18 protein-coding genes and 1 pseudogene are annotated in these 20,837 nt (G+C 58.7%); 5 read left to right on the top strand and 14 right to left on the bottom strand.

Going from position 1 to position 20,837, the window contains the following annotated elements; all coding sequences use genetic code 11:
• Nucleotides 1–21: 21 nt before the first annotated feature.
• From LA304_RS09060 to LA304_RS09030, 7 genes are all read right to left on the bottom strand, one after another.
• On the bottom strand, nucleotides 22–1,698 hold the full coding sequence (locus tag LA304_RS09060) for a bifunctional protein tyrosine phosphatase family protein/NAD(P)/FAD-dependent oxidoreductase (protein ID WP_224502822.1): 1,677 nt from the start codon (nucleotides 1,696–1,698) through the stop codon (nucleotides 22–24).
• Nucleotides 1,699–1,781: 83 nt separating this feature from the next.
• Entirely contained in the window at nucleotides 1,782–2,195 is a 414-nt protein-coding gene (locus tag LA304_RS09055) for a TIGR01244 family sulfur transferase (RefSeq protein WP_224502821.1), read from the bottom strand.
• A gap of 60 nt (nucleotides 2,196–2,255) precedes the next feature.
• A complete protein-coding gene (locus tag LA304_RS09050; protein ID WP_224502820.1) occupies nucleotides 2,256–3,146 on the bottom strand; it encodes an MBL fold metallo-hydrolase in 891 nt (296 codons plus the stop codon).
• Nucleotides 3,147–3,179: 33 nt separating this feature from the next.
• Nucleotides 3,180–3,623, bottom strand: a complete 444-nt coding sequence (locus tag LA304_RS09045) for a DUF6691 family protein (protein ID WP_224502819.1) — start codon at nucleotides 3,621–3,623, stop codon at nucleotides 3,180–3,182.
• Nucleotides 3,624–3,626: 3 nt separating this feature from the next.
• Nucleotides 3,627–4,073: a YeeE/YedE family protein gene (locus LA304_RS09040; protein WP_224502818.1), complete on the bottom strand. Its 447-nt coding sequence runs from the start codon at nucleotides 4,071–4,073 to the stop codon at nucleotides 3,627–3,629.
• A gap of 264 nt (nucleotides 4,074–4,337) precedes the next feature.
• Nucleotides 4,338–5,462 carry a peptide chain release factor 2 gene (gene prfB, locus LA304_RS09035; RefSeq protein WP_224502817.1) on the bottom strand — a complete coding sequence of 375 codons (1,125 nt, stop codon included), beginning with the start codon at nucleotides 5,460–5,462 and terminating at the stop codon, nucleotides 4,338–4,340.
• A gap of 111 nt (nucleotides 5,463–5,573) precedes the next feature.
• On the bottom strand, nucleotides 5,574–8,087 hold the full coding sequence (locus LA304_RS09030; RefSeq protein WP_224503085.1) for a penicillin-binding protein 1A: 2,514 nt from the start codon (nucleotides 8,085–8,087) through the stop codon (nucleotides 5,574–5,576).
• Nucleotides 8,088–8,276: 189 nt separating this feature from the next.
• Here LA304_RS09030 and LA304_RS09025 point away from each other — a divergent pair, with 189 nt between their 5' ends.
• Nucleotides 8,277–8,888, top strand: coding sequence for a class I SAM-dependent methyltransferase (locus tag LA304_RS09025; RefSeq protein WP_224502816.1), 612 nt, complete (start codon nucleotides 8,277–8,279; stop codon nucleotides 8,886–8,888).
• A 61-nt stretch (nucleotides 8,889–8,949) separates the two neighbouring features.
• On the opposite strand, the gene LA304_RS09020 is transcribed toward LA304_RS09025, so the two are convergent.
• On the bottom strand, nucleotides 8,950–10,185 hold the full coding sequence (locus LA304_RS09020; protein ID WP_224502815.1) for an N-acetylmuramoyl-L-alanine amidase: 1,236 nt from the start codon (nucleotides 10,183–10,185) through the stop codon (nucleotides 8,950–8,952).
• Between the two features lie 161 nt (nucleotides 10,186–10,346).
• Here LA304_RS09020 and LA304_RS09015 point away from each other — a divergent pair, with 161 nt between their 5' ends.
• Nucleotides 10,347–11,099 carry an SEL1-like repeat protein gene (locus LA304_RS09015; protein WP_224502814.1) on the top strand — a complete coding sequence of 251 codons (753 nt, stop codon included), beginning with the start codon at nucleotides 10,347–10,349 and terminating at the stop codon, nucleotides 11,097–11,099.
• A 9-nt stretch (nucleotides 11,100–11,108) separates the two neighbouring features.
• On the opposite strand, the gene LA304_RS09010 is transcribed toward LA304_RS09015, so the two are convergent.
• Entirely contained in the window at nucleotides 11,109–12,260 is a 1,152-nt protein-coding gene (locus LA304_RS09010) for a pyridoxal phosphate-dependent aminotransferase (protein WP_224502813.1), read from the bottom strand.
• Between the two features lie 58 nt (nucleotides 12,261–12,318).
• Here LA304_RS09010 and LA304_RS09005 point away from each other — a divergent pair, with 58 nt between their 5' ends.
• Together LA304_RS09005 and LA304_RS09000 are read left to right on the top strand one after the other, a co-directional pair.
• Complete coding sequence (locus LA304_RS09005) at nucleotides 12,319–13,656, top strand: M48 family metalloprotease (RefSeq protein ID WP_224502812.1); 1,338 nt, start codon at nucleotides 12,319–12,321, stop codon at nucleotides 13,654–13,656.
• Nucleotides 13,657–13,687: 31 nt separating this feature from the next.
• Entirely contained in the window at nucleotides 13,688–14,449 is a 762-nt protein-coding gene (locus tag LA304_RS09000) for a DsbA family protein (protein ID WP_224503084.1), read from the top strand.
• A 42-nt stretch (nucleotides 14,450–14,491) separates the two neighbouring features.
• Here the strand turns inward: LA304_RS09000 and LA304_RS08995 are convergent, their stop codons facing one another.
• From LA304_RS08995 to hemA, 5 genes and pseudogenes are all read right to left on the bottom strand, one after another.
• A complete protein-coding gene (locus LA304_RS08995; protein WP_224502811.1) occupies nucleotides 14,492–15,262 on the bottom strand; it encodes a hypothetical protein in 771 nt (256 codons plus the stop codon).
• 119 nt (nucleotides 15,263–15,381) lie between these two features.
• Nucleotides 15,382–16,509 (bottom strand): flavodoxin-dependent (E)-4-hydroxy-3-methylbut-2-enyl-diphosphate synthase, encoded by a 1,128-nt coding sequence (gene ispG, locus LA304_RS08990; protein ID WP_224502810.1) that lies wholly within the window; start codon nucleotides 16,507–16,509, stop codon nucleotides 15,382–15,384.
• 89 nt (nucleotides 16,510–16,598) lie between these two features.
• Nucleotides 16,599–17,483 (bottom strand): DUF4115 domain-containing protein, encoded by an 885-nt coding sequence (locus tag LA304_RS08985; RefSeq protein ID WP_396022184.1) that lies wholly within the window; start codon nucleotides 17,481–17,483, stop codon nucleotides 16,599–16,601.
• 63 nt (nucleotides 17,484–17,546) lie between these two features.
• A pseudogene (locus LA304_RS17940) lies at nucleotides 17,547–17,711 on the bottom strand (helix-turn-helix domain-containing protein); the annotation flags it as partial.
• A gap of 208 nt (nucleotides 17,712–17,919) precedes the next feature.
• Nucleotides 17,920–19,149 carry a 5-aminolevulinate synthase gene (hemA, locus tag LA304_RS08980; protein ID WP_224502808.1) on the bottom strand — a complete coding sequence of 410 codons (1,230 nt, stop codon included), beginning with the start codon at nucleotides 19,147–19,149 and terminating at the stop codon, nucleotides 17,920–17,922.
• A 263-nt stretch (nucleotides 19,150–19,412) separates the two neighbouring features.
• Between hemA and LA304_RS08975 the strand changes: the two genes are divergently transcribed.
• Nucleotides 19,413–20,798, top strand: a complete 1,386-nt coding sequence (locus tag LA304_RS08975) for a dipeptidase (RefSeq protein WP_224502807.1) — start codon at nucleotides 19,413–19,415, stop codon at nucleotides 20,796–20,798.
• Nucleotides 20,799–20,837: the final 39 nt, after the last annotated feature.

Raw genomic sequence — 20,837 nt, 5'->3', positions numbered from 1 at the left:
GAGAGACCCGCTTCAGGCCGATTATTTTGCGGAGACCTTTTCAGGTTTGATCATCCATTCCTTGCCGCGGAGCATGGCCTTCCAATAGATCGGCGGGAGGATCTGCTCTTTGAGCCACCATGCGCGGCGGGTCGGTTTTGTCCCGTCGAGCGCCCATTTCGGGAAGGACGGCAGCAGAGCGCCGCCATATCCGAACTCCGCCAGAACGATCTTGCCCTTCTCGACGGTGAGCGGACAGGACCCGTAGCCATTGTAGGCCGCTTCTGGCGATTTGCCGTTGATATCAGAGACCATGTTTTCGGCGACCACAGCGGCCTGAAAACGGGCGGCGGCGGCGGTTTTGGCGTTCGGCGCGTTCATGACATCCCCGAGCGACCAGATGTTGTCAAAGCTCGCGTGGCGGAGGGTCTGCTGATCCACATCGACCCAGCCCGCGGCATCTGCGAGCGGCGACACGCGGATGAAGTCCGGCGCGACCTGCGGCGGCACCACATGGATCATGTCGAAATCAACAGTGACCTCGGTCGGCTCAGTGTCCGGTTTGGAGACCGTGAACGTCGCCTTCTTCGCGGGGCCGTCAATGGATTTCAGGTTGTGGAAGAAGTTGAGATCAATACCGTAGCGATCGACATATTTTTCGAGCGCAGGCACATAGTCCTTCACCCCAAAGAGCACACCGCCCGCGTTCATGAACTGGATGTCGATGTTCTTGAGTACGCCGCGCTGTTCCCACTCATAGGCAGAAAGATACATCGCCTTTTGCGGCGCGCCAGCGCATTTGATCGGCATCGGCGGCTGGGTGAAGATGGCCTTGCCGCCTTTGGTTTCCTGCACCAACTTCCACGTGTAAGGCGCGAGATCGTAACGGTAATTCGACGTGACGCCGTTCTTTCCGAGGGTATCTGTAAGACCTTCGATGCGGTCCCAGTCGAGCTTGAGCCCCGGACAGACGACGAGGCGGTCGTATTTCACGACCCGGCATCCATCGAGGATCACAGCGTTGTTTTTGGGTTCGAACGCAGCCACGGCCGATTTGAGCCAATGCACCCCGCGCGGGATCAGGCCGCCCATGGTTTTCGCAGTGGTCTGCGCATCAAAGACACCGCCGCCGACCATTGTCCAACCGGGCTGATAGTAATGCACATCGGACGGGTCAATGATCGCGATCTCGAGATCGGATTTGCGCTGCTTGAGCGAGGACGCGACGGCGATCCCTGCGGCCCCGCCGCCAACGATCACAACATCGAATTTCGCATCTTCGACGGAGTCCGTTGGAGTTACGCCGCCATTGGCGATCCGACGCGCCACACCGGACATATCGTAGCCAGCGGCTTTGGTCGCGGCGAGGATATCGACGACTGATTTCTCTTTCGCCATCGCGAGCGACCAGAGCGTCGTGGTGCGGGTGCCAGTGCGGCAATAACCGAAAACCGGACCGGGCAATTCGGTCAGAGCCTGACGAAAGGCCTGCGCGGTTTCTTCGGTCACGATCCCTGGAGTGACCGGCAGATAGAGGAATTCGAGACCGGCGTTAGCTGCCGCCGCAGCCATTTCTTCATGCGTTGGCTGGTCGGGGGCTTCGCCATCCGGACGGTTGCACACCACCGCGCGGAAACCGCGGCGTTTGAGCTTTTCCATATCTTCCGGCTGAATTTGGCCGGACACAGACAGGCCGTCCGTGATCTTTTTGATTTCCATTGTCCGTTCTCCTCGCGCGCCCCTTTTCAGGGCCTATAGACAGGGGGGCGTAGATGCCCCCGCACGAGAAGATCGTGGAAAGCTTAGTCGCCCAAGTGAGGACGCAGGCCGTTCAGGTCGTAACCGGCCCCAGCGCCTTGTTCGATGATGCGGTCAGCGGCCTCTTTACCGGCCTGAGACAGTCCCCAGACGTTGCAAGAGCGGGTGCCAGACCGGCAGTAGGCATAAACTGGACCTTCTGCTGCTTCGAGAATGCGGGCGGTCTCTTCAATGAGGTCCTGCGTGAGCATTCCCGGAACAACCGGAAGGTAGTGAAAGGCGAGCCCTGCCTCTGCGGCGGCCTCTGCCATGACCTCGGACGACATCTCCGGTCCGATCTCTTGGTCCGGACGGTTGCAGATCAGGATTTTAAAGCCCTTCTCTGCGAGGGTTTTCACCTCTTCCGGCGTGATCTGACCGCTGACGGTGATGGCGTCGTTGATCTTGTTGAATTCCATGAGTGTCTCCTCGTGCGTTGGGGCCGGACCGCCCGCCCCCAACCCGTCGAGAAAGACAAATCAGAGACCGTTGACCGGAACTTTGAGGAAAGTCTTACCGTCTTGATCCGGCGGCGGCAATTCACCAGCGCGCATGTTCACCTGAAGAGAGGGAATAATCAGGCGCGGCATGGCGAGTTGGGCATCGCGCTCCGTGCGGAATTTGACGAAATCCTCTTTGGATTTGCCGCCACCGACGTGGATATTGTGCTCTTTCTCGGCGCCCACGGTGGTTTCCCACTCGATATCACGGCCGTTCGGGCCGTAGTCGTGGCACATAAAGAGGCGCATATCGTCTGGCAGTGCCAGAACCTTCTGGATCGAGTCGTAGAGCACACCCGCATCCCCACCCGGGAAGTCGGCACGTGCAGAGCCGCCATCCGGCATGAACAGGGTGTCACCGGTAAAGGTCGCGTTGCCCATCACATGCACCATGCAGGCCGGGGTGTGACCCGGAGTGTGCATCGCAAAGCACTGCATCTCGCCGACATGATAGGTGTCACCGTCTTTGAAGAGGCGGTCGAACTGGGAGCCGTCGCGCTGGAACTCGGTGCCTTCGTTGAAGACTTTACCGAACACGTCCTGAACTACGACGATGTTCTCGCCGATGCCGATTTTACCGCCCACTTTGTCCTGAATGTAGGGCGCAGCAGACAGGTGGTCAGCGTGAACGTGGGTCTCGATCAGCCATTCGACCTTGAGATCGTTTTCTTTGACATACTCGATGATCTGGTCGGCGCTCTCATAGGAGATGCGGCCAGCGGCATAGTCGATGTCCATGACGCTATCGACAACGGCGCAGGAGTTGGAGGCCGGGTCTTTCACGACATAGGAAATCGTCCAGGTGGCCGGATCAAAGAATGCTTTCACATCCGGCTGGGTCGTCAGATCGACAGGATAGTTAGAAGACATGGGACTCTCTCCTCTCAAGTCTTGGTTCCCGCCTCAGGAGGCGGATCGGGCAGCACGCGCTGCCGTCAGTTTCATCATGTATTTGGCGGCAAAGATGCCAGCCACGAGGGCAACAAAGAAAATCCAGACGTTCGGATCAAAGGACCCGAGCACAGGCAGGGCGCCACCGGGACAGAAGCCCGCAATCCCCCAGCCGACACCGAACACGAGCGAGCCACCAACGAGACGTACGTCGATCACTTTGGACGTCGGCAGAACGAAACGCGGCTCGACTGCGGGGGTCTCGAATTTCTTGAACACCCAGCGGTAGCCGAAGAAGGACACGATCAGCGCGCCGCCCATCACAAAGATCAAGGACGGATCCCAAGTGCCTGAAAAGTCAAAGAAGTTCAGGACCTTCGCAGGGTTGGCCATACCGGAAATCGAAATCCCGATCCCGAACAGGAGGCCGATCAGATAGGTTAGAAACAAAGCCATCTCTTACACCCCTCCGATCACGTGACGGATCACAAACACTGTGACTGCTGTAGACACCATAAACGACAGTGTCGCGACGATGGACCGCGGGCTCAGTCGCGCCATACCGCAGACGCCATGGCCCGAGGTGCAGCCGGAACCGTAGGTCACGCCGATCCCGACGATGAAGCCACCGACGATCAGTGCACCGGTCGACACAGGCACCTGAATGTCCGGCATCTCTCCGGTCACGATCAGATATGCGATCGGACCAGTCGCCATCCCGAAGAGCAGCGCCGCACGCCATGCCCAATCTGAGGACCCCTGCGGGCTCATGAAGCCCGCGAGAATGCCGGTCGCACCGAAAACTCGGCCGCGCAGCAGCATCAGAAGGACGGCAGAGGCGCCGATCATCAGACCCCCGATCAACGAGATCAGCGGCGTAAATTCCGTAACGGTTCCATCTGTCATTGAGCGTTGCCTCCTCTTGCGGAAGCTCGGGACTCAGAGCGATTCATCATTGTGCGTTTCCTTGTTGCGTCGCTTTTCGCGTCATTGTTGGGAAGAGTATGCAGATCCTCACGGCATCTGTCGGTGAGTTTGTCACATTCACAGTTTAAAAGATGAATTTTTGAAATAGTTTTCGACAACAAGACCTACAACCCACTGTTACAAAAAGAAAAAGCGCCCCAACCGGGCGCCTTTCCGAGTTCTCAAAAAGTGAGGATGTGCGATTTAGTCGTCGGATTGTGCATCCGCACGCGACTTACCGGCGACATTCATCGCAAGGGTCGCGGCCATGAACCCGTCGAGATCACCATCAAGCACACCAGACGTGTTCGCGGTCTCGAAGTTTGTGCGCAGGTCTTTCACCATTTGGTATGGCTGCAAAACGTAGGAGCGAATCTGGTTGCCCCAGCCTGCGGACCCCTTGTTTTCATGCGCTTCGTTGATTGCTTCGGAACGGCGGTCGAGTTCAAGTTGATAGAGGCGCGATTTCAGGGCCTTCATGGCGATATCGCGGTTCTGGTGCTGCGACTTCTCGGATGAGGTCACAACGATGCCCGTTGGCGCGTGGGTGATCCGGACGGCGGAGTCCGTCGTGTTCACGTGCTGACCACCTGCACCGGACGAACGATACGTGTCGATGCGGATGTCGGCGGGGTTCACTTCGATTTCGATGTTGTCGTCAACGACCGGATAGACCCAAACGGAGGCAAACGAGGTCTCGCGCGTGCCCTTGCCGAAGGGCGAGATACGGACGAGACGGTGCACACCGCTCTCCGACTTCAGCCAACCATAAGCGTTGTGACCGGAGATTTTGTAGGCACAGGATTTGATCCCCGCTTCCGAGCCCGCTTCTTCGGACTGAAGCTCGACTTTGTATCCCTTTTTCTCCGCCCAACGAACATACATACGCTGTAGCATCGACGCCCAGTCACAGGCCTCCGTGCCACCCGCGCCAGCGTTGATCTCGAGGAAGGTGTCGTTTGCATCAGCCTCACCGTCGAGCAAGGCTTCGAGTTCTTTCTCGGCGGCGGTGACAGCGAGCGCCTTGAGCGCATTTTCAGCGTCGGTGATGACTTCCTGATCTTCTTCCATCTCGCCCAGTTCAATGAGTTCGATGTTGTCGTTCATGTCGGTCTCGATGCCGGTCGCGACCTTCATCGCGTCCATAAGCACCTGACGCTCCCGCATCAGTTTCTGCGCACGCGCAGGATCGTCCCACAGGGTCGGATCCTCAATCATCGCGTTGAACTCTTCGAGACGGTGTGGAGCCGTTTCCCAATCCAGGCGCTGTTTCAAAAGCCCAAGGGATTTCTCGATTTTCCCAACAATGTTCTGAATCTCTGCGCGCACGGCTCTCACCTATCTTTAGGTTTTCGGGTTCGGTGACAGATACGCCGCCGAAGGTCAGGACACAAGGGGGGCCAAACTATGAAAGGTGGCCTTCCCGTCACGTTCAGGGCTCTAGTAAAGACCACCAGACGACAAGGTGCTCACATCCGCCTTTTCAGGTACTTTGATGGTTTGTCCCGAATTGGTCTGCACTTCTTGCATCCCGTCACCGACAAACCCGCCCGCTTCCTCATAGAGCGGCAGGTTGGACCCCATGGCGAACCCGCCGTCGTAGGTCAGGCCGAACACCGGTTCTTCACCGTCACGGAAATACTCTGCTACAACGTTGGGTCCGGATGCATCGTCAGAAAGGCGCGCGCCGCTGAAACGGTCGATTTTGATGAAGTGACCACCCGGCGGGACCTTGAATTTACCGCCGCCGTATTTCTTGACGGCTTCCTGCATGAAGCTGTTGAACACAGGTCCGCAGAAGCCACCACCAGAGGCCCCGCGCATCGCGCGCGGTGTGTCATAGCCGATGTAGCACCCTGCCACGATGTTGGAGGTAAAGCCGATGAACCAAGCGTCTTTGCCTTCGTTCGTCGTCCCCGTTTTACCCGCCACCGGAACCGGCAGATTCACACGGCCCGCAGCGGTCCCGCGTGTCACGACGCCCTGCATCATGGAGGTGAGCTGATAGGCCGTGATGGCATCAATCATGCGTTCGCGGTTCGACACGATCTTCGGTGCCACACCGGATTGGAGGGACGCCACTTCGCAGTCTTCACACACGCGTTGGTCATGGCGATAAATTGTCCGGCCATATCGGTCCTGCACACGGTCCACGAGGGTCGGCTCCACCTTCTCCCCGCCGTTTGCAAACATGGCGTAGGCAGAAACCATCTTGAACACGGTGGATTCCTCTGCGCCGAGCGAGGACGCGAGATACTGGCCCATCTGGTCGTAGACCCCAAAGCGCTCCGCATATCCCGCAACGACGTCCATGCCGACCTCTTGGGCGAGACGGATGGTCATCAGGTTCCGCGATTGTTCGATCCCCGTCCGCAGGGGCGTCGGGCCGTAGAATTCGCGCGACGCGTTCTGAGGACGCCAGACACCTTGGGGGGTGTTGATCTCGATCGGGGCGTCGACAACGATAGATGCCGGAGAAAAACCGGAGTCGAGCGCCGCCGCATAGACGAACGGCTTGAAAGAAGACCCCGGCTGGCGGGTCGCCTGTGTGGCGCGGTTAAACACGGAGTTCTGGTAGGAGAACCCACCCTGCATCGAAATCACACGGCCGGTCTGAACGTCCATTGCCATGAACGCACCCTGCACTTCCGGCACCTGACGCAGGCTCCAGCGGATGAGATCGCCCGTGCCGTTGTCACCGGACGTGAAGCGGCGCAGATGGACCACATCGCCGCGCGTGAAATTATCGACGAAAGAGCCGCGCATCCATTTGATGTCCTCGCGCGGAACGGAGACCTCACCCACGCCATCCTCGACCATGACCGTCAGAGACTGATTGCCCACCTCTTTGACCGCCCCGACATACCATTTACCGTCGAGCGTGATGTCACGCGCCACGCGCACCTCGGCCAGAGCGTCAATCCATGCGTCCGAGTCGAGCGTCGTCGGATCAATCGTCTCGCCCGTGCCGCGCCAGACCTGCAATCCGCGATCAATCTCTTCGAGACGGCGTTGAAGGCTATGCGCCGCGATGGTCTGCATCTCCGGATCGATGGTCGCACGGATCGATAGGCCGCCCTCAAAGAACTCCTCTTCGCCGAAGTTTTTCGACAGCTGACGACGGATTTCATCGGTGAAGTAATCGCGCGGCGGCAGGTTCTCGCGGTAGGACGGATAATCGCCCGTCTGCACAGTCTTGATCGGTGCAGCACGCGCAGCTTCATAAGCCACTTGGGTCAGGTAGCCGTTCTCATACATCTCACGCAGCACGAAGTTCCTGCGCTGGAGCGCGCCCTCGTAGTTCTTCGCCGGATTATAGGAATACGGGGCCTTCGGATGGATCGCGAGGAACGCGGCCTCTTCGGGCGCCAGTTCAGACAAGGATTTGTTGAAATAGCTCTGCGCGGCTGCGGTCACGCCGAAAGACCGCACACCGAGGTCGATCTCGTTCAGATAGAGACCAAGGATTTCGTCTTTGCTCAGCGACTGTTCCAAACGGGTCGCGAGGATGAGTTCCTTGATCTTCCGTTCCGCAGACCGTTCGGACGACAGCAGGAAGTTCTTCATCACCTGCTGGGTGATCGTCGACGCACCACGAAGCGGACCACCCCGCGCAGCGGTCACAGCCGCCGCAACCATCCCGCGAAGGTCATAGCCTTTGTGATTGTAGAAGTTCTTGTCCTCGGCGGAGATAAACGCCTGCTTCACCAGATCAGGGATTTCTGCCGGCGGCGTATAGAGACGACGCTCACGCGCAAATTCGTCGATGATGCGTCCCTCGCCCGAGTAAATGCGGGAAATCGTCGGCGGCTGGTATTGCGCGAGCGTCTCGTGGTTCGGCAAATCCCGACCATACATCCAGAAAATGCCGCCGATCACGACAGCAATCAGGAACAGTCCCGTGGTGATCCACGAAAAAATCGTCCCGAAAAAGGAGAGGATAAACCTGAGCACGTCGTAACTTCCTACCAGCTTGTCATAGCATTGAACGCGCAGACTCAGAGAAAGTTGCACGGGCTTGTCTCTCCATATACAGGCCATGCGCCCGGGTCAAAACATCCCCCTCGGAAATGTGAGCAGAAACGCGCCGTTCGTGAACACCGGTTCTTGTGGCGAAACGGTGGAGCGCGTATTTGCCAAAGTATGAAACCGGAAGACATTTTGCCCACTTACGAACGTCAGGCGCGCGCTTTTGACATCGCGCGAACCAAGACTCTGATCGAGCGTCGCTGGCTCGACCGGATGTTGGGCTATGCACCCCATTATCACGGCCGCCGTCGCGTTCTCGATCTCGGCTGCGGCTCTGGCCGCCCGATTTCCCAGTATCTCTACGATCGGCGGTGTGAAGTGACCGGTGTCGACGGGGCCGCGAGCATGATCTCGCTCTTTCAGATGAACCTCCCCCGTGCGCGTGCAATCCATGCGGACATGCGTGGGCTCGACCTCGGCGAAGACTTCGACGCCATTCTCGCTTGGGACAGCCTGTTCCATCTCACCGGCGAAGATCAAAAACGGATGTTCGGGACGATCAACAAACATCTGGCGCCCGGTGGCGTCATCCTCTTCACGTCCGGGCCGGACGAGGGCGAAGCCGTCGGAAGGATAGAAAACGAGACGGTTTATCATGCCTCTCTCGCACCGGAAGTCTACACCGCCGTCATGGCCCGCTACAAAATTGACGTGATCACATTTGTGCCCGAAGACCCCGATTGCGAGGGGCACTCGGTCTGGCTGGCGCGAAAACACGTCGACTGACGTTCGTTGCCGAACGGGCCGCGCACAGCATGCCCGCGATTACATCGCGGACCGCAGAGCGTTATTTCCGAAGTTTATCTTGAAGCGCGATTTCAGCGTCCTCCCAACGGAAGAGCGCATCGCGGATCGCCCAAGCCGCCTTTGTGCGCCATGCCGGGTCTGCGAGCTTTTCGCGGTCTTTCTCCGAAGAGAGGAAACCCAGTTCGATCAGCACGGATGGCAAATCCGGCGCCTTGAGCACCGAGAAACCGGCCTCAAGGCGGGGGCGTTTGTGCATCCCGACGGAGTCTTGCAATTCTTTCACGAGACTATCCGCAAGGCGGTCCGTCCGCGGCACCGTCTCGGTGCGCGCCATATCCATCAGGACCGCAGCAATCACATCGTCGGTCGCACTCAGATCCACACCGGCAAGTAGATCTGCCCGATCATGACGCTCCGCAAGCTTTTGTGACGCTGTATCCGAAGCGCGCGCAGCGAGCGTGTAGACTGTGGCCCCTTCCGCACGTCCCTCTGCGATCGCATCCGCGTGCAACGATAGGAAAACATCTGCTTCGGCCTCGCGCGCGAGTGAAATCCGTGTTTCGAGTGGGACAAAGACATCTGCAGTCCGCGTGAGCGTGACTTCGAACCTGCCGGCTCTGTTCAGAACATCTTCGAGTTCACGTGCAAAGGTCAGCATGATATCTGCCTCTTTGACGTCTTCTCGTTCGGCACCCGGGTCAATACCACCATGCCCAGGGTCAAGCACGACCCGCAGCGGCCCCTCGCCGAAACGCGCGGAACGTGGTGCGCTTGTCGTGTCGTCGGAATTCCGCCGCACCAGCTGCGCATCCGGCGGTGTTCCTGCGTGGAGCGCAAATTCATCCGCCTCGGTCGGATCGAGATTGAGGGTCAACACTGCCCCGTTTTCATCGCGCGACATTTGTGCATGGACCAGCGCATAGGGCCCTGCGAGATCAATCACCATGCGCGACCAGCCGGGTGTAAAACCACCGACGCGGACGGCACTCACACCAGAGGCCGTATCGAAAGCATCGGTGTCAAAGCCTGTCCAGTCGACTTCGGAAAAGTCGACAACCATGCGCCGTGGTTCATCCAGAGTAAAAATGCGGAAGGGCACCGGTTGCGACACGCGAAGCATCATCTCGACACTGTCGCCCTGATCGACCAAAGCCGACTCTTCGCTGTTGGCGCGCGCCAATGCCGTCATCGCACTGGTTTGCGCTTCGGCCCGAAGCGTCAAGAGGCCGAAGGTCAGCACCAGAGCCAGAATAGCTTTTAAAATCAACGCCCGCATTACGCCCTCATTCGATCTTTTGACCATGAGATACCATGTCCTTGCACAAAAACCAGACACAGTCTCTTGAAATACCTCACATTGACCGCAAGCGTTTGACCTGATGACATTTTCCCAACAAAGTCCCCGAAATTCATTTCAGACAGGACCGACACTCCCCAATGCGTTTTTTGATCTCTAGCTTGCTCGCCGCCCTCCTTATCACGCCTGCCATGGCAGAACCGCTGCCGGAAAAATGGCAATCGCGACGCGAGGCGATGAACCAGCTCGGCGACAAGACCTGCGCGGGCGATGAAGTTGCCTACGAAACGTTGCGCGATGGTCTAAAAAACGGCGATCCCGTCGCGATGCATGAGTTACGATGGGTCTATGACAACTGTGAGACGGGAGAGACCGATGAATGGATGGCGCTGGCCTCCGTCAGCTATTTGGTCACGGCCGCCGAAATGGGCTATCCAGTTTCTCAATCGAACCTTGGCTTTTGCCAGATCCGGGGAGATTGCGACGGCATTGCGATGGACCAGGAGACAGGACTTTATTTTGTCCACGCCGCGATTGCAGGCGGATATGGTGAGGCGGCCTATCACCTTGGCATGCGGCTGACCGAAGATCGCTATCTCGAGCCGAACCTGGAACTTGCCAAGCTTCTCCTCAACATCGCTAAACTTGAGGGGGTTGAAAGCAGCAAGACTGATCAGCTCGACGCCGCGTGGAACAAGGCCATGAACGGACAGTCACTTTCAACGAAGGCCTTGGATTTGCCGGTTGAAAAACAACGTATCCTCTTTATCCAAGTCGGCTACCAAGCCCTCTTGGAACACTACTACGAGAGCCTGTACAGCGACTCAATGAGCATGAAAGAGTGGCTCGAGAGTCAGAGCCCCGAGACCTTGAAGGCGCTCAACGCAGACTGAGTCTCGCTCTTACCCGCGCGGCAACCTCGACGCCATAAAGGACGTCAACCGTTCTAGACCTTCGCGGATGTCCTCGGTCGAGCGCGCGTAGGAAAAGCGCAGAGTTTGCGCCCCGCGGCGCGGGTCGAAGTCGAGCCCCGGTGTCACGGCAACCCCCGCTTTTTCGAGGATTTCGTCACAGAAGGCTTTGCTGTCCGTGGTGTGGTCCGACACATCGACATAGATGAAGAAAGCTCCGTCCGGCGGTGCGATCTTGGAGAAACCAGCCTTGGGTAGCCCCTCCATCATGAGGCGGCGGTTTTCGGCATAGACCTCGACATGGGCTTCGCATTCCTCGCGGGCTTCCAAAGCGCCAAGTGCTGCGACCTGCGCCGCGTGGGACGGGCAGATGAACATGTTCTGCGCGAGGCGCTCAAGCGTGCGCACATGGTCCTCCGGCACAACCATCCAACCGATGCGCCAACCCGTCATGGAATAGTATTTGGAAAACGAGTTGATGACATAAACGTCATCCGTCACCTCAAGGGCAGACACAGCGCGGCCTTCATATTGGATGCCGTGATAGATCTCGTCCGAGATAAAGGTCAGCCCCTTCTCCTCACAGGCCGCGACCAGCGCCTTCATCGCGTCGAGATCGAGCATCGTGCCGGACGGGTTTCCCGGGCTTGCGACGATGAGCCCGTCCAGACCGTCGGGAATGTCGGATGGCACTGGCTGCAACCGGTTTTCGAGCGACGTTGGCAGGCCGACCGGCTCGATGTTGAGCGCAGAAAGAATTTGGCGATAGGAGGGATAGCCCGGCTCGCCCAGCCCCACCTTTGCCCCCGCGTCGAAAAGCGCCGTGAACGCGAGGAGGAACGCACCCGAAGAGCCGGAGGTGATCACCACTCGGTTCCAATCCAGCTCCACATTATAAAGCGTCTTATACTGCGCCGCGATCTCCTTGCGCAGTTCCGGCAGGCCCAAGCCGACGGTGTAGCCGAGCGGATTGGTCTCCATCGCGGCAACCAACCGCTCCCGCGCAAGTTTCGGTGCGCCGGTCGAGGGCTGCCCGACCTCCATGTGGATGATGTCACGCCCCGCTTCCTCGGCGGCACGCGCCGCTTCCATGACGTCCATCACAATAAAGGGATCAACCACAGATCGTTGCGAGGTTTTCATCGGGGCGCTCCTATGCTTTTCTCGGCGAAATCTGTGCCAGCCCAGAGGGGGAATTGCAATGCGACGGATGGTGCGCAGGGCCTGTGCGGCTCTTATAATCGGACTGATGCCTGTCATCGCACAGGCACAGACGATCCTGCGCGATCCGGATATTGAATATACGCTCGGCCGTCTCGCCCGTCCGATCTTTGAGGCGGCGGGCCTATCGCCGTCGCGCATGAACATCCTGATCATCGCAGACGACAGCCCGAACGCCTTTGTGTTGGATAATTCGCACATATTCATCCATTCCGGCCTCATCCTTCGTCTCGACTCTGCGGCCGAACTTCAGGCCGTCATCGCCCATGAGGCGGCGCACATCACCGGCGGGCACATCGTGCAGCGTTACGGACAAGTTGATATGGCGACCCGCACTGCAGCCCTTGGCTTGCTGCTCTCAGGTGCCGCGCTCGCGGCGGGGGCTGAGCCCTCTGGCGCGGCCGGTATGGCCATGGGCGTCGCAGGATCGGCGCAGGGCGTGCTGTTGGGCCATACTCGCGCGCAAGAGGCCTCCGCCGATCAGGCGGGCATCCGGTTTATGGCCAACGCCGGTGTGCCACCGCAGGCCATGGTCGACGTGCTCGACATGTTCCGCGGCCAAGAGGTGCTCTCCTCCGCCCGTCAGGACCCGTATGCACGCACCCATCCCCTGAGCCGCGACCGCCTCCGCGCTTTGCAGGGATTTGTTGCCGCCACTCCGAATAACGGTCAACCGGACGCAAGCGCTGATTATTGGTACGCCCGCGCACGTGGCAAACTCGAGGCCTTCATACGTCCGCCGTCCTTCACCCTCCGACGTGTGAAAGCCTCCGACACGTCTGACATTGCGCTCATGCGCCGCGCGGTCGCGCTACACCGTTTACCGGATCGCGATCAGGCGATTTCGACAATCAACAAACTCGTGTCGATACGTCCGGACGATCCATTCTACGCGGAACTCCAGGGCCAAATCCTCTTGGAAAACCGCGAATTCGATTCCGCTGTCCGCGCCTATCAGCGCGCCGCGCAAAAGGCCCCGCGCAACGCGCAAATTCAGGCGGGACTGGGCCGGGCCCTTCTCGCAACCGGCACTGCGTCGAACCTGAATCCCGCGATCAAGGCGCTAGAGAGCGCCCGCGCGCGGGATAGCTATGATCCAAAACTTCTCCGTCATTTGGCCGGCGCCTACGCAAAGGCAGGAAATGAGGCGATGGCTGCGCTCAATGCCTCCGAGGCACATCTGTTGCGCGGCGATTGCGCCGCGGCCCTTCCACAAGCCCAACGCGCCAGTGCGTCCCTCGGTCACGGAACTGTTGGGTGGAACCGTGCCCAAGATGTGGTAGACGCGTGTGAAGGTGCGCTCGGGAAGAAGCGCTGACATATTCCTATGGGGAGAAAAGAGAGTGACGATGTTCCTGAAATCCGCTTTGCGCCTCGGCGTGGCCGCCATTGCGAGCACCTGTTTTGCCTTTGGCGCTGCCGCTTTTGACGTCGAGAACATGTCCGACGCGGAGAGGGAGGCCTTCGGTGCAGAAGTCCGGGCCTATATCCTCGAAAACCCGAGCATCATCGTAGAAGCCTACGCGCTCTACCAGCAGCAACAGGAAGAGGCCCAGACCGCCTCTGATGCAGACATGATCGCGGCCTATTCCGATCAGATCTTCAATGCCTCCTGGGATGTGGCCTACGGCAACCCCGAAGGCGATATCGTGATGGTGGAGTTCTCCGACTACCGCTGCGGCTACTGCAAAAAGGCCTATCCGGACGTCAACGCGCTCATGGAAAAAGATGGCAACATCAAACTGATCATCAAAGAATTCCCGATCCTCGGTGACGCCTCCGTTCTGGCCGCGCGGTTCGCACTCGCGACGAAATACGTTGTCGGTGAAGAGGAATACAAAGAGCTGCATCACGCTCTGATGGCGGGACCGTCCGACATTTCCGAAGGCTACCTGCGCCGCCTCGCAAAGAAACTCGACATTGATGCAGACGCCGTTTTTGCCGCCCTCGACAGCGAAGAGGTCAACACCGAAATCCAGACCAACTACGCGCTCGCACAGCAGATGCAAATCTCCGGCACGCCGTCTTTCGTGATGGGCGACATGCTCCTACGCGGCTACGTGCCCTACGACGCAATGGTCGAACTGGTCGCCGAACTGCGCGACGAATAACCGAGCTTGGGCGGCGGCGACCCTCTATCGCCGCCACGCCTCCTACGGAAGCATCTGCGTACGGACATAGACCGGAATGTCCATCACAACACGAAGCCTTTCAGAGCCGTCGAAAACATCCGCCCATTCCGGAAGCGTATTTGTCATCGACAGAGTTCCATCGAGCGGTTTTCCCATCGCGGCACTCATCGCCACATCGACAAGCTGTTCGTAAGCGTTGAGCACCACGCGATCCGGATCGATGTTTGAATAAACCGCCAACTCCCGCTCTCCCCACACAGGTCGCCCTGACTGGAACGCCAGATCGACGGTGAGCGCCTCTCCCGTCGCTGTGACCGCGCTCCATTGCTCCACACGCGACCGTGCACCCGACGCGGGCCCATCAGTTTCAGTGTGCCTCAGGACACTCGCAGAGGTCGCATTCCCGAAGAATCCCTCCCCCTCGAGTGACGAATAGGCCTTCAAAACAAAGAGCCGAACGCCCGCCTCCCCTTTGCCGAGCGCCAGAAGTGCCACGGTCCGGCTGTTCCACTCTGGCCTAGGCGCGCCGTCCGCGTCTCGGGCGAGGAAGCGGTCTTCGAGCGACAGCAGGAGCGTCACGCCCTGCGTGGGTCCGGACGGGAATGAGACAGCGGTCCAGCCCTCCGGCATCATGTCTTGAAGCTTGGCCCCCTCGACCTCAAACCCCAACAGAACGCGGCTGTCGATATTTGATCCGATAACCGTTTCGGCCTGTGCGGGCGGCGCTGCCGCAAGCGGGAATGCGAGAATAGCGCCAGCCAAAAGGCGGCGGCCCCATTGAAAAATCGTCATGATATGTCCTCCCTTGGTGCCGCAAGGCGAGGCCCTACGGCCTCTATAGGCTACCAAAAGAGGAAGGATCGCTCATTGACCCAGCACAAGCACCGGCCCACACGCGCGCCGGACCGAGATCATTCGGCGGGTTCTTCGGCCTGAGCACTTTCGATCTCTTCGGCCTTTTTCTCGACCTGTTCGACGATGTGCTCGATCATGTTCGCGTTGGATTCTTTGTGCGACTGGGTCCCGCCGAGATAGACCATCCCGTGCCCTGCCCCGCCACCGGTCCAACCGACGTCGGTCATGAGCGCTTCACCCGGGCCGTTTACCACGCACCCGATGATCGAAAGGCTCATTGGCGTTTTGATATGCTCCAGACGCTTTTCAAGCTCTTCAACCGTTTTGATCACATCAAACCCCTGCCGCGCGCAGGACGGGCAGGAAATGATGTTTACGCCGCGGTGGCGCAGGCCGAGGGATTTGAGAATTTCGTAGCCGACTTTGACCTCTTCCACCGGATCAGCCGAGAGGCTCACGCGGAGCGTATCCCCGATGCCCATCCAGAGAAGTTGCCCCAAACCAATGGCAGATTTGATCGTGCCGGACATGAGGCCACCGGCCTCTGTGATGCCAAGGTGGATCGGGGCATCCGTGGCCTCTGCGAGCGCCTGATAGGCGGCGGCCGACAGGAAGACGTCAGACGCCTTCACCGAGATTTTGAAATTGTGGAAGTCGTTGTCCTCAAGGATCTTGATGTGATCGAGACCGCTCTCGACCATCGCCTCGGGGCACGGCTCACCGTATTTCTCCAAAAGGTGCTTTTCGAGCGACCCCGCGTTAACACCGATACGAATGGAACAATTGTTGTCCCGCGCGGCTTTGATCACGTCCTTGACGCGCTTCTCATCGCCGATGTTGCCCGGGTTGATCCGGAGACAGGCCGCGCCCGCCTCTGCGGCTTCGATCCCGCGCATGTAGTGGAAGTGGATGTCGGCCACGATGGGCACGGGGCTCTCGCGGCAGATCTCTTTGAGCGCGGCAGAGCTTTCTTTATCAGGCACTGACACCCGCACGATATCGGCCCCTGCGTCGGCGGCTCGGATCACCTGATCGAGCGTCGCCTTCACGTCATGCGTGAGCGTGTTGGTCATCGTCTGGACCGAGATCGGCGCGTCACCCCCGACAGGCACATTGCCCACCCAAATCTTGCGGCTCTCGCGGCGGTCGATATTGCGCCAGGGACGAACAGGATTGTGGGACATGGGGCCTCTCTCGATTGCTTGCCCTCTAGATAGAGAATGCGAAAAGAGGGAGCAAGCGCCCCCTCATCACATCTGCATTTGCAGGCAAATTATTCGGCGGTGTTTTGTGCGACGGCAAATGCGTCGGCAACGCGCGCATCTGTGTCGAGATCAACCGCTGCGAATGTCTGAGACACGTCAGGGACGGACAGCGCGATGTTTTTGACAACCACGCCAGAGGCTCCGATGGGGCCATACGCCTGACCATTGACGGAGAAATACATCCCGCCCGCATTGCCAGTGCGCAAAACGGGGGCCTGCTCCATCGACGGCACGACGTAGCGTTCACCGGCATCGAGGACTTTCTCGAAGATCACAGAACCATCGGCAGCCTGAACACGGACCCAAGACGGCAGAACTGCGACCAGCGCGAGCTCTGGCACATCCTCAGCCGTCACCTGAACCTCATCTTCGATCAGGGCTGCCTCCGCCATTTGGGTCGACAGCGCCTCAAGACGGCTCTCGGATTCAGATGGCTGCGGCACGGCCAAGACACCGACGGAGCGCGGGTCAAGCGTCGCAATCGGACCATCACGCGGAACGAGCACAGGCAAATCAAGGGCCTGCGGACGGTAAAGACGATCAAAAGCTTCGGCAGATGGCGTCGCCAGGCCGATACTTTCATCAAGCGCAGCCATTTGAGTGCTCTCACCGAGCGGCGCGACTTCGGACATGACACTCGGCGCCTCTTCAACGGGTGCGAGAGTCACTTTTTGAATTTCTTGCAAGACAGACCAACCGCCATAGCCGATCAGGCCAAGCAACCCGAGCAGTACCGCAGTCGACCCGAGGGCCCCAGGCTCGATGCGCGAAAAGAACCCCTGCCCGCGCGGCACGAACGTTGCGTTCGGGTCAGCAAACGGATCCTTGGGAGCGGTCTTTTGAGCAGCCGCAGCCGTCGTTGCCGTCCGCTTGATCGAAGCCGCCGGCGACATACCATGCGCGACTGAAAAGCCACTTTCCTCACAAAACCGCGCAAATGCCCACTCGGGATCGAGGCCAAGATAACGCGCATAAGAGCGCACGTAGCCCGCGATGAACCCTTGCGTCTCGAAAACAGACGGATCTGCGTTTTCGATGGCTGCAATGTAGGTGGCTTTGATCTTGAGTTCGCGCTGAACGTCGAGAAGCGATTTACCGATGGTCGCACGTTCACCGCGCATAACATCGCCTAAGCGCAGTTCGAAGTCATCAAACCCGCGCGGATGATCCTGTTCCTCGACAGGTGGTTTGCTCCACCGCCTGATCATTGCACTGCCCCAAATTGGTCTCATCCCCAAGAACACGCGACCCGCTTGTTTCTACGATTCGCCGCTTGTTCTATGGAATCATTACCACATGGTTTACAGAGCCGCACAGTAGATAAGAGGGTTAACCCGCCATTTCGGCACGATTCAGCGCACAGTGGCTCCAAAGCGCGTCCAAGGCTTTGATCAGATGGTCCATTTCACCCGATCCGTGCACTGGAGACGGCGTAAAACGCAGACGTTCTGTGCCACGCGGAACGGTCGGAAAGTTCACCGGCTGGACGTAGATGCCATAGTGTTCGAGCATCATGTCGGACATGAGTTTCGTGTGCACCGGATCGCCCACGATCAACGGCACGATATGGGAGCCATGATCGGTGATCGGAAGGCCGAGCGCCTTGAGACGGGTCTTCAGGATTTTCGCCTGTGTCTGATGCTCTTCGCGCAGCTTCACACCACCCTCGCCTTTCAGGAACGCGATGGACGCTGCGGCACCTGCGGCAACTGCCGGCGGAATGGATGTCGTAAAGATGAAGCCGGGCGCATAGGAGCGCACAGCATCACACATTTTCTCCGAGGCTGCGATGTAACCACCAAACACACCGAAGGCTTTGCCAAGTGTGCCGTTGATGATGTCGATGCGGCCCATCAGGCCCTGTGCCTCAGCAACACCGGCACCGCGTGCACCATACATGCCAACGGCGTGAACTTCGTCAATGTAGGTCAGCGCATTGAATTCGTCGGCCAGGTCGAGAATTTCTTCGATCGGACCAAAGTCACCGTCCATCGAGTAGACCGATTCAAACGCGATCAGTTTCGGAAGGCTCGGATCGTCGGCGGCGAGCAACTCACGCAGATGCGCAACGTCATTGTGACGGAAGATGCGTTTCGCCCCACCATTGCGACGAATGCCTTCGATCATCGAGGCGTGGTTCAGCTCATCGGAGTAGATGATCAGACCCGGGAAAAGCGTCGGCAGCGTCGAGAGCGTCGCGTCATTCGCGATGTAAGCGGAAGAAAAGACCAGAGCGGCCTCTTTCTGATGAAGATCGGCGAGTTCGGCTTCGAGACGCTTGTGATACACCGTGGTGCCAGAGATGTTGCGCGTGCCACCAGAGCCGGCACCTGCGTTATCCACGGCCTCTTTCATGGCTTCGAGCACGACCGGATTTTGCCCCATGCCAAGATAGTCGTTGCCGCACCAGACGGTGACCGGCTGCTGGGTGCCATCTTCGCGTGTCCACGTTGCATGCGGGAATTGGCCACGCTTACGTTCGATATCGATAAAGGTGCGGTAGCGACCCTCATCATGCAAACGTTGCAGGGCTTCCTCTAGCTTAGCCGTGTAGTCCACTTTTGATCCTTTCGCGCGTCTCTGGTCTGCTTGTTTTAACTGCCTAATTTGAAAATTGCGAGATATATTCACATTTCGCAACATAATGCCTTAGTGGCATACGAAAGAGGGCATTTGCGAGACCTCGGCCTTTCGACCTTCTTAGAATGACTAAAAACCCTTTCAGAATGATCTATGTCAACCCATGCCCTACCTCTGGACACTGGATTTCAGAGGAGTAGTCTGCGGCAAAACATCACAAATGATCTCAAAGGTTTCCTATAATGAACACGCGTCTCGATCCGGTCCTTTCCCGCATTGATAGCGATCTCGATAACGCCCTCGCGCGCTTGATGGATTTGCTCCGCATTCCGTCGATCTCTACCGACCCTGCCTTCAAAGGCGACTGCCTTAAAGCGGCACAGTGGCTTGTCGAAGACCTGAAATCCTTGGGCGCCGAAGCGGAACTGTGCGAGACACCGGGTCACCCGATGGTCTGGGGCAAGATCGGCACGGGTGGTCCGCATCTCCTATTCTACGGTCACTACGACGTGCAACCTGTTGATCCGGTTGATCTTTGGGATCACGCGCCGTTCGAACCATTCATCGAAGAACGCCCGACGGGCAAAGTCATCCGTGGTCGTGGTGCCTCTGACGACAAAGGCCAGCTCATGACCTTCGTGGAGGCCTGCCGCGCGTGGATCGCGGAGCATGGCGAAATGCCCTGTACCATCACCTTCTTCTTTGAAGGCGAAGAGGAAAGCGGCTCCCCGTCTCTCATCCCGTTCATGGATGCCAACAAAGATAAACTCGCCGCCGACCTCGCACTTATCTGCGACACCTCTATGGTAGCACCCGGTGTGCCGTCCATTTGTTCACAATTGCGTGGCATGCTCAAAGACGAGTTTACCCTGACCGGCCCGACCATGGACCTGCATTCCGGCCATTACGGCGGCCCTGCCCTCAATCCGCTGCGCGAGATTTCCAAAATCATCTCGACCTTCCACGACGATGAGGGTCGCGTGACCATCAAGGACTTTTATAACGGCGTGCACGAGGTGCCGGAACCGATCCTTGAGCAATGGAAAGGCTGCGGCTTTGATGAACAGGACTATCTCTCCTCCGTTGGAATGACGGTCCCGCATGGCGAGACCGCCTACTCCACCCTTGAACAGCAATGGGCGCGCCCGACGCTCGAGATCAACGGGCTTTGGGGCGGCTATCAGGGACCCGGCACCAAAACGGTGATCCCGTCCGAAGCACATTGCAAAATCACCTGCCGCCTTGTTGGCGATCAGGACCCCGACGCCATTCGCGAAAACCTGCGCGCGCATGTCGAGGCGCATCTGCCGACAGACGCCAAAGTGACGTGGAACCAGGACCTCGACGGCTCTCCTGCGGCCGTCATGAACACATCCCGCGCCGAATTCGAAGCCGCGCGTCTCGCCCTCTCTGATGAATGGGAGCGTGAGGCCGTGTTCGCAGGCATGGGCGGCTCCATCCCGATTGCGGGCTTCTTCACCACGATCCTCGGCCTCGACTCGATGCTCGTGGGCTATGCCGATGATGATGACCGCATCCACTCCCCGAACGAGAAATACGGCCTCAAAAACTTCCACAAAGGCGTGCGTAGCTGGGCCCGCATTCTGGACGCAGTTTCGAAGGCCTGATCACAGCTAATAAAAATTGCGCCCCGCCGGACAAACTGG

The organism is Celeribacter litoreus (assembly GCF_020165855.1).
GTDB lineage: Bacteria > Pseudomonadota > Alphaproteobacteria > Rhodobacterales > Rhodobacteraceae > Celeribacter > Celeribacter litoreus.
The sequence above is the reverse complement of the archived record's forward strand: the minus strand, read 5'-3'. Positions and strand labels throughout refer to the sequence as shown.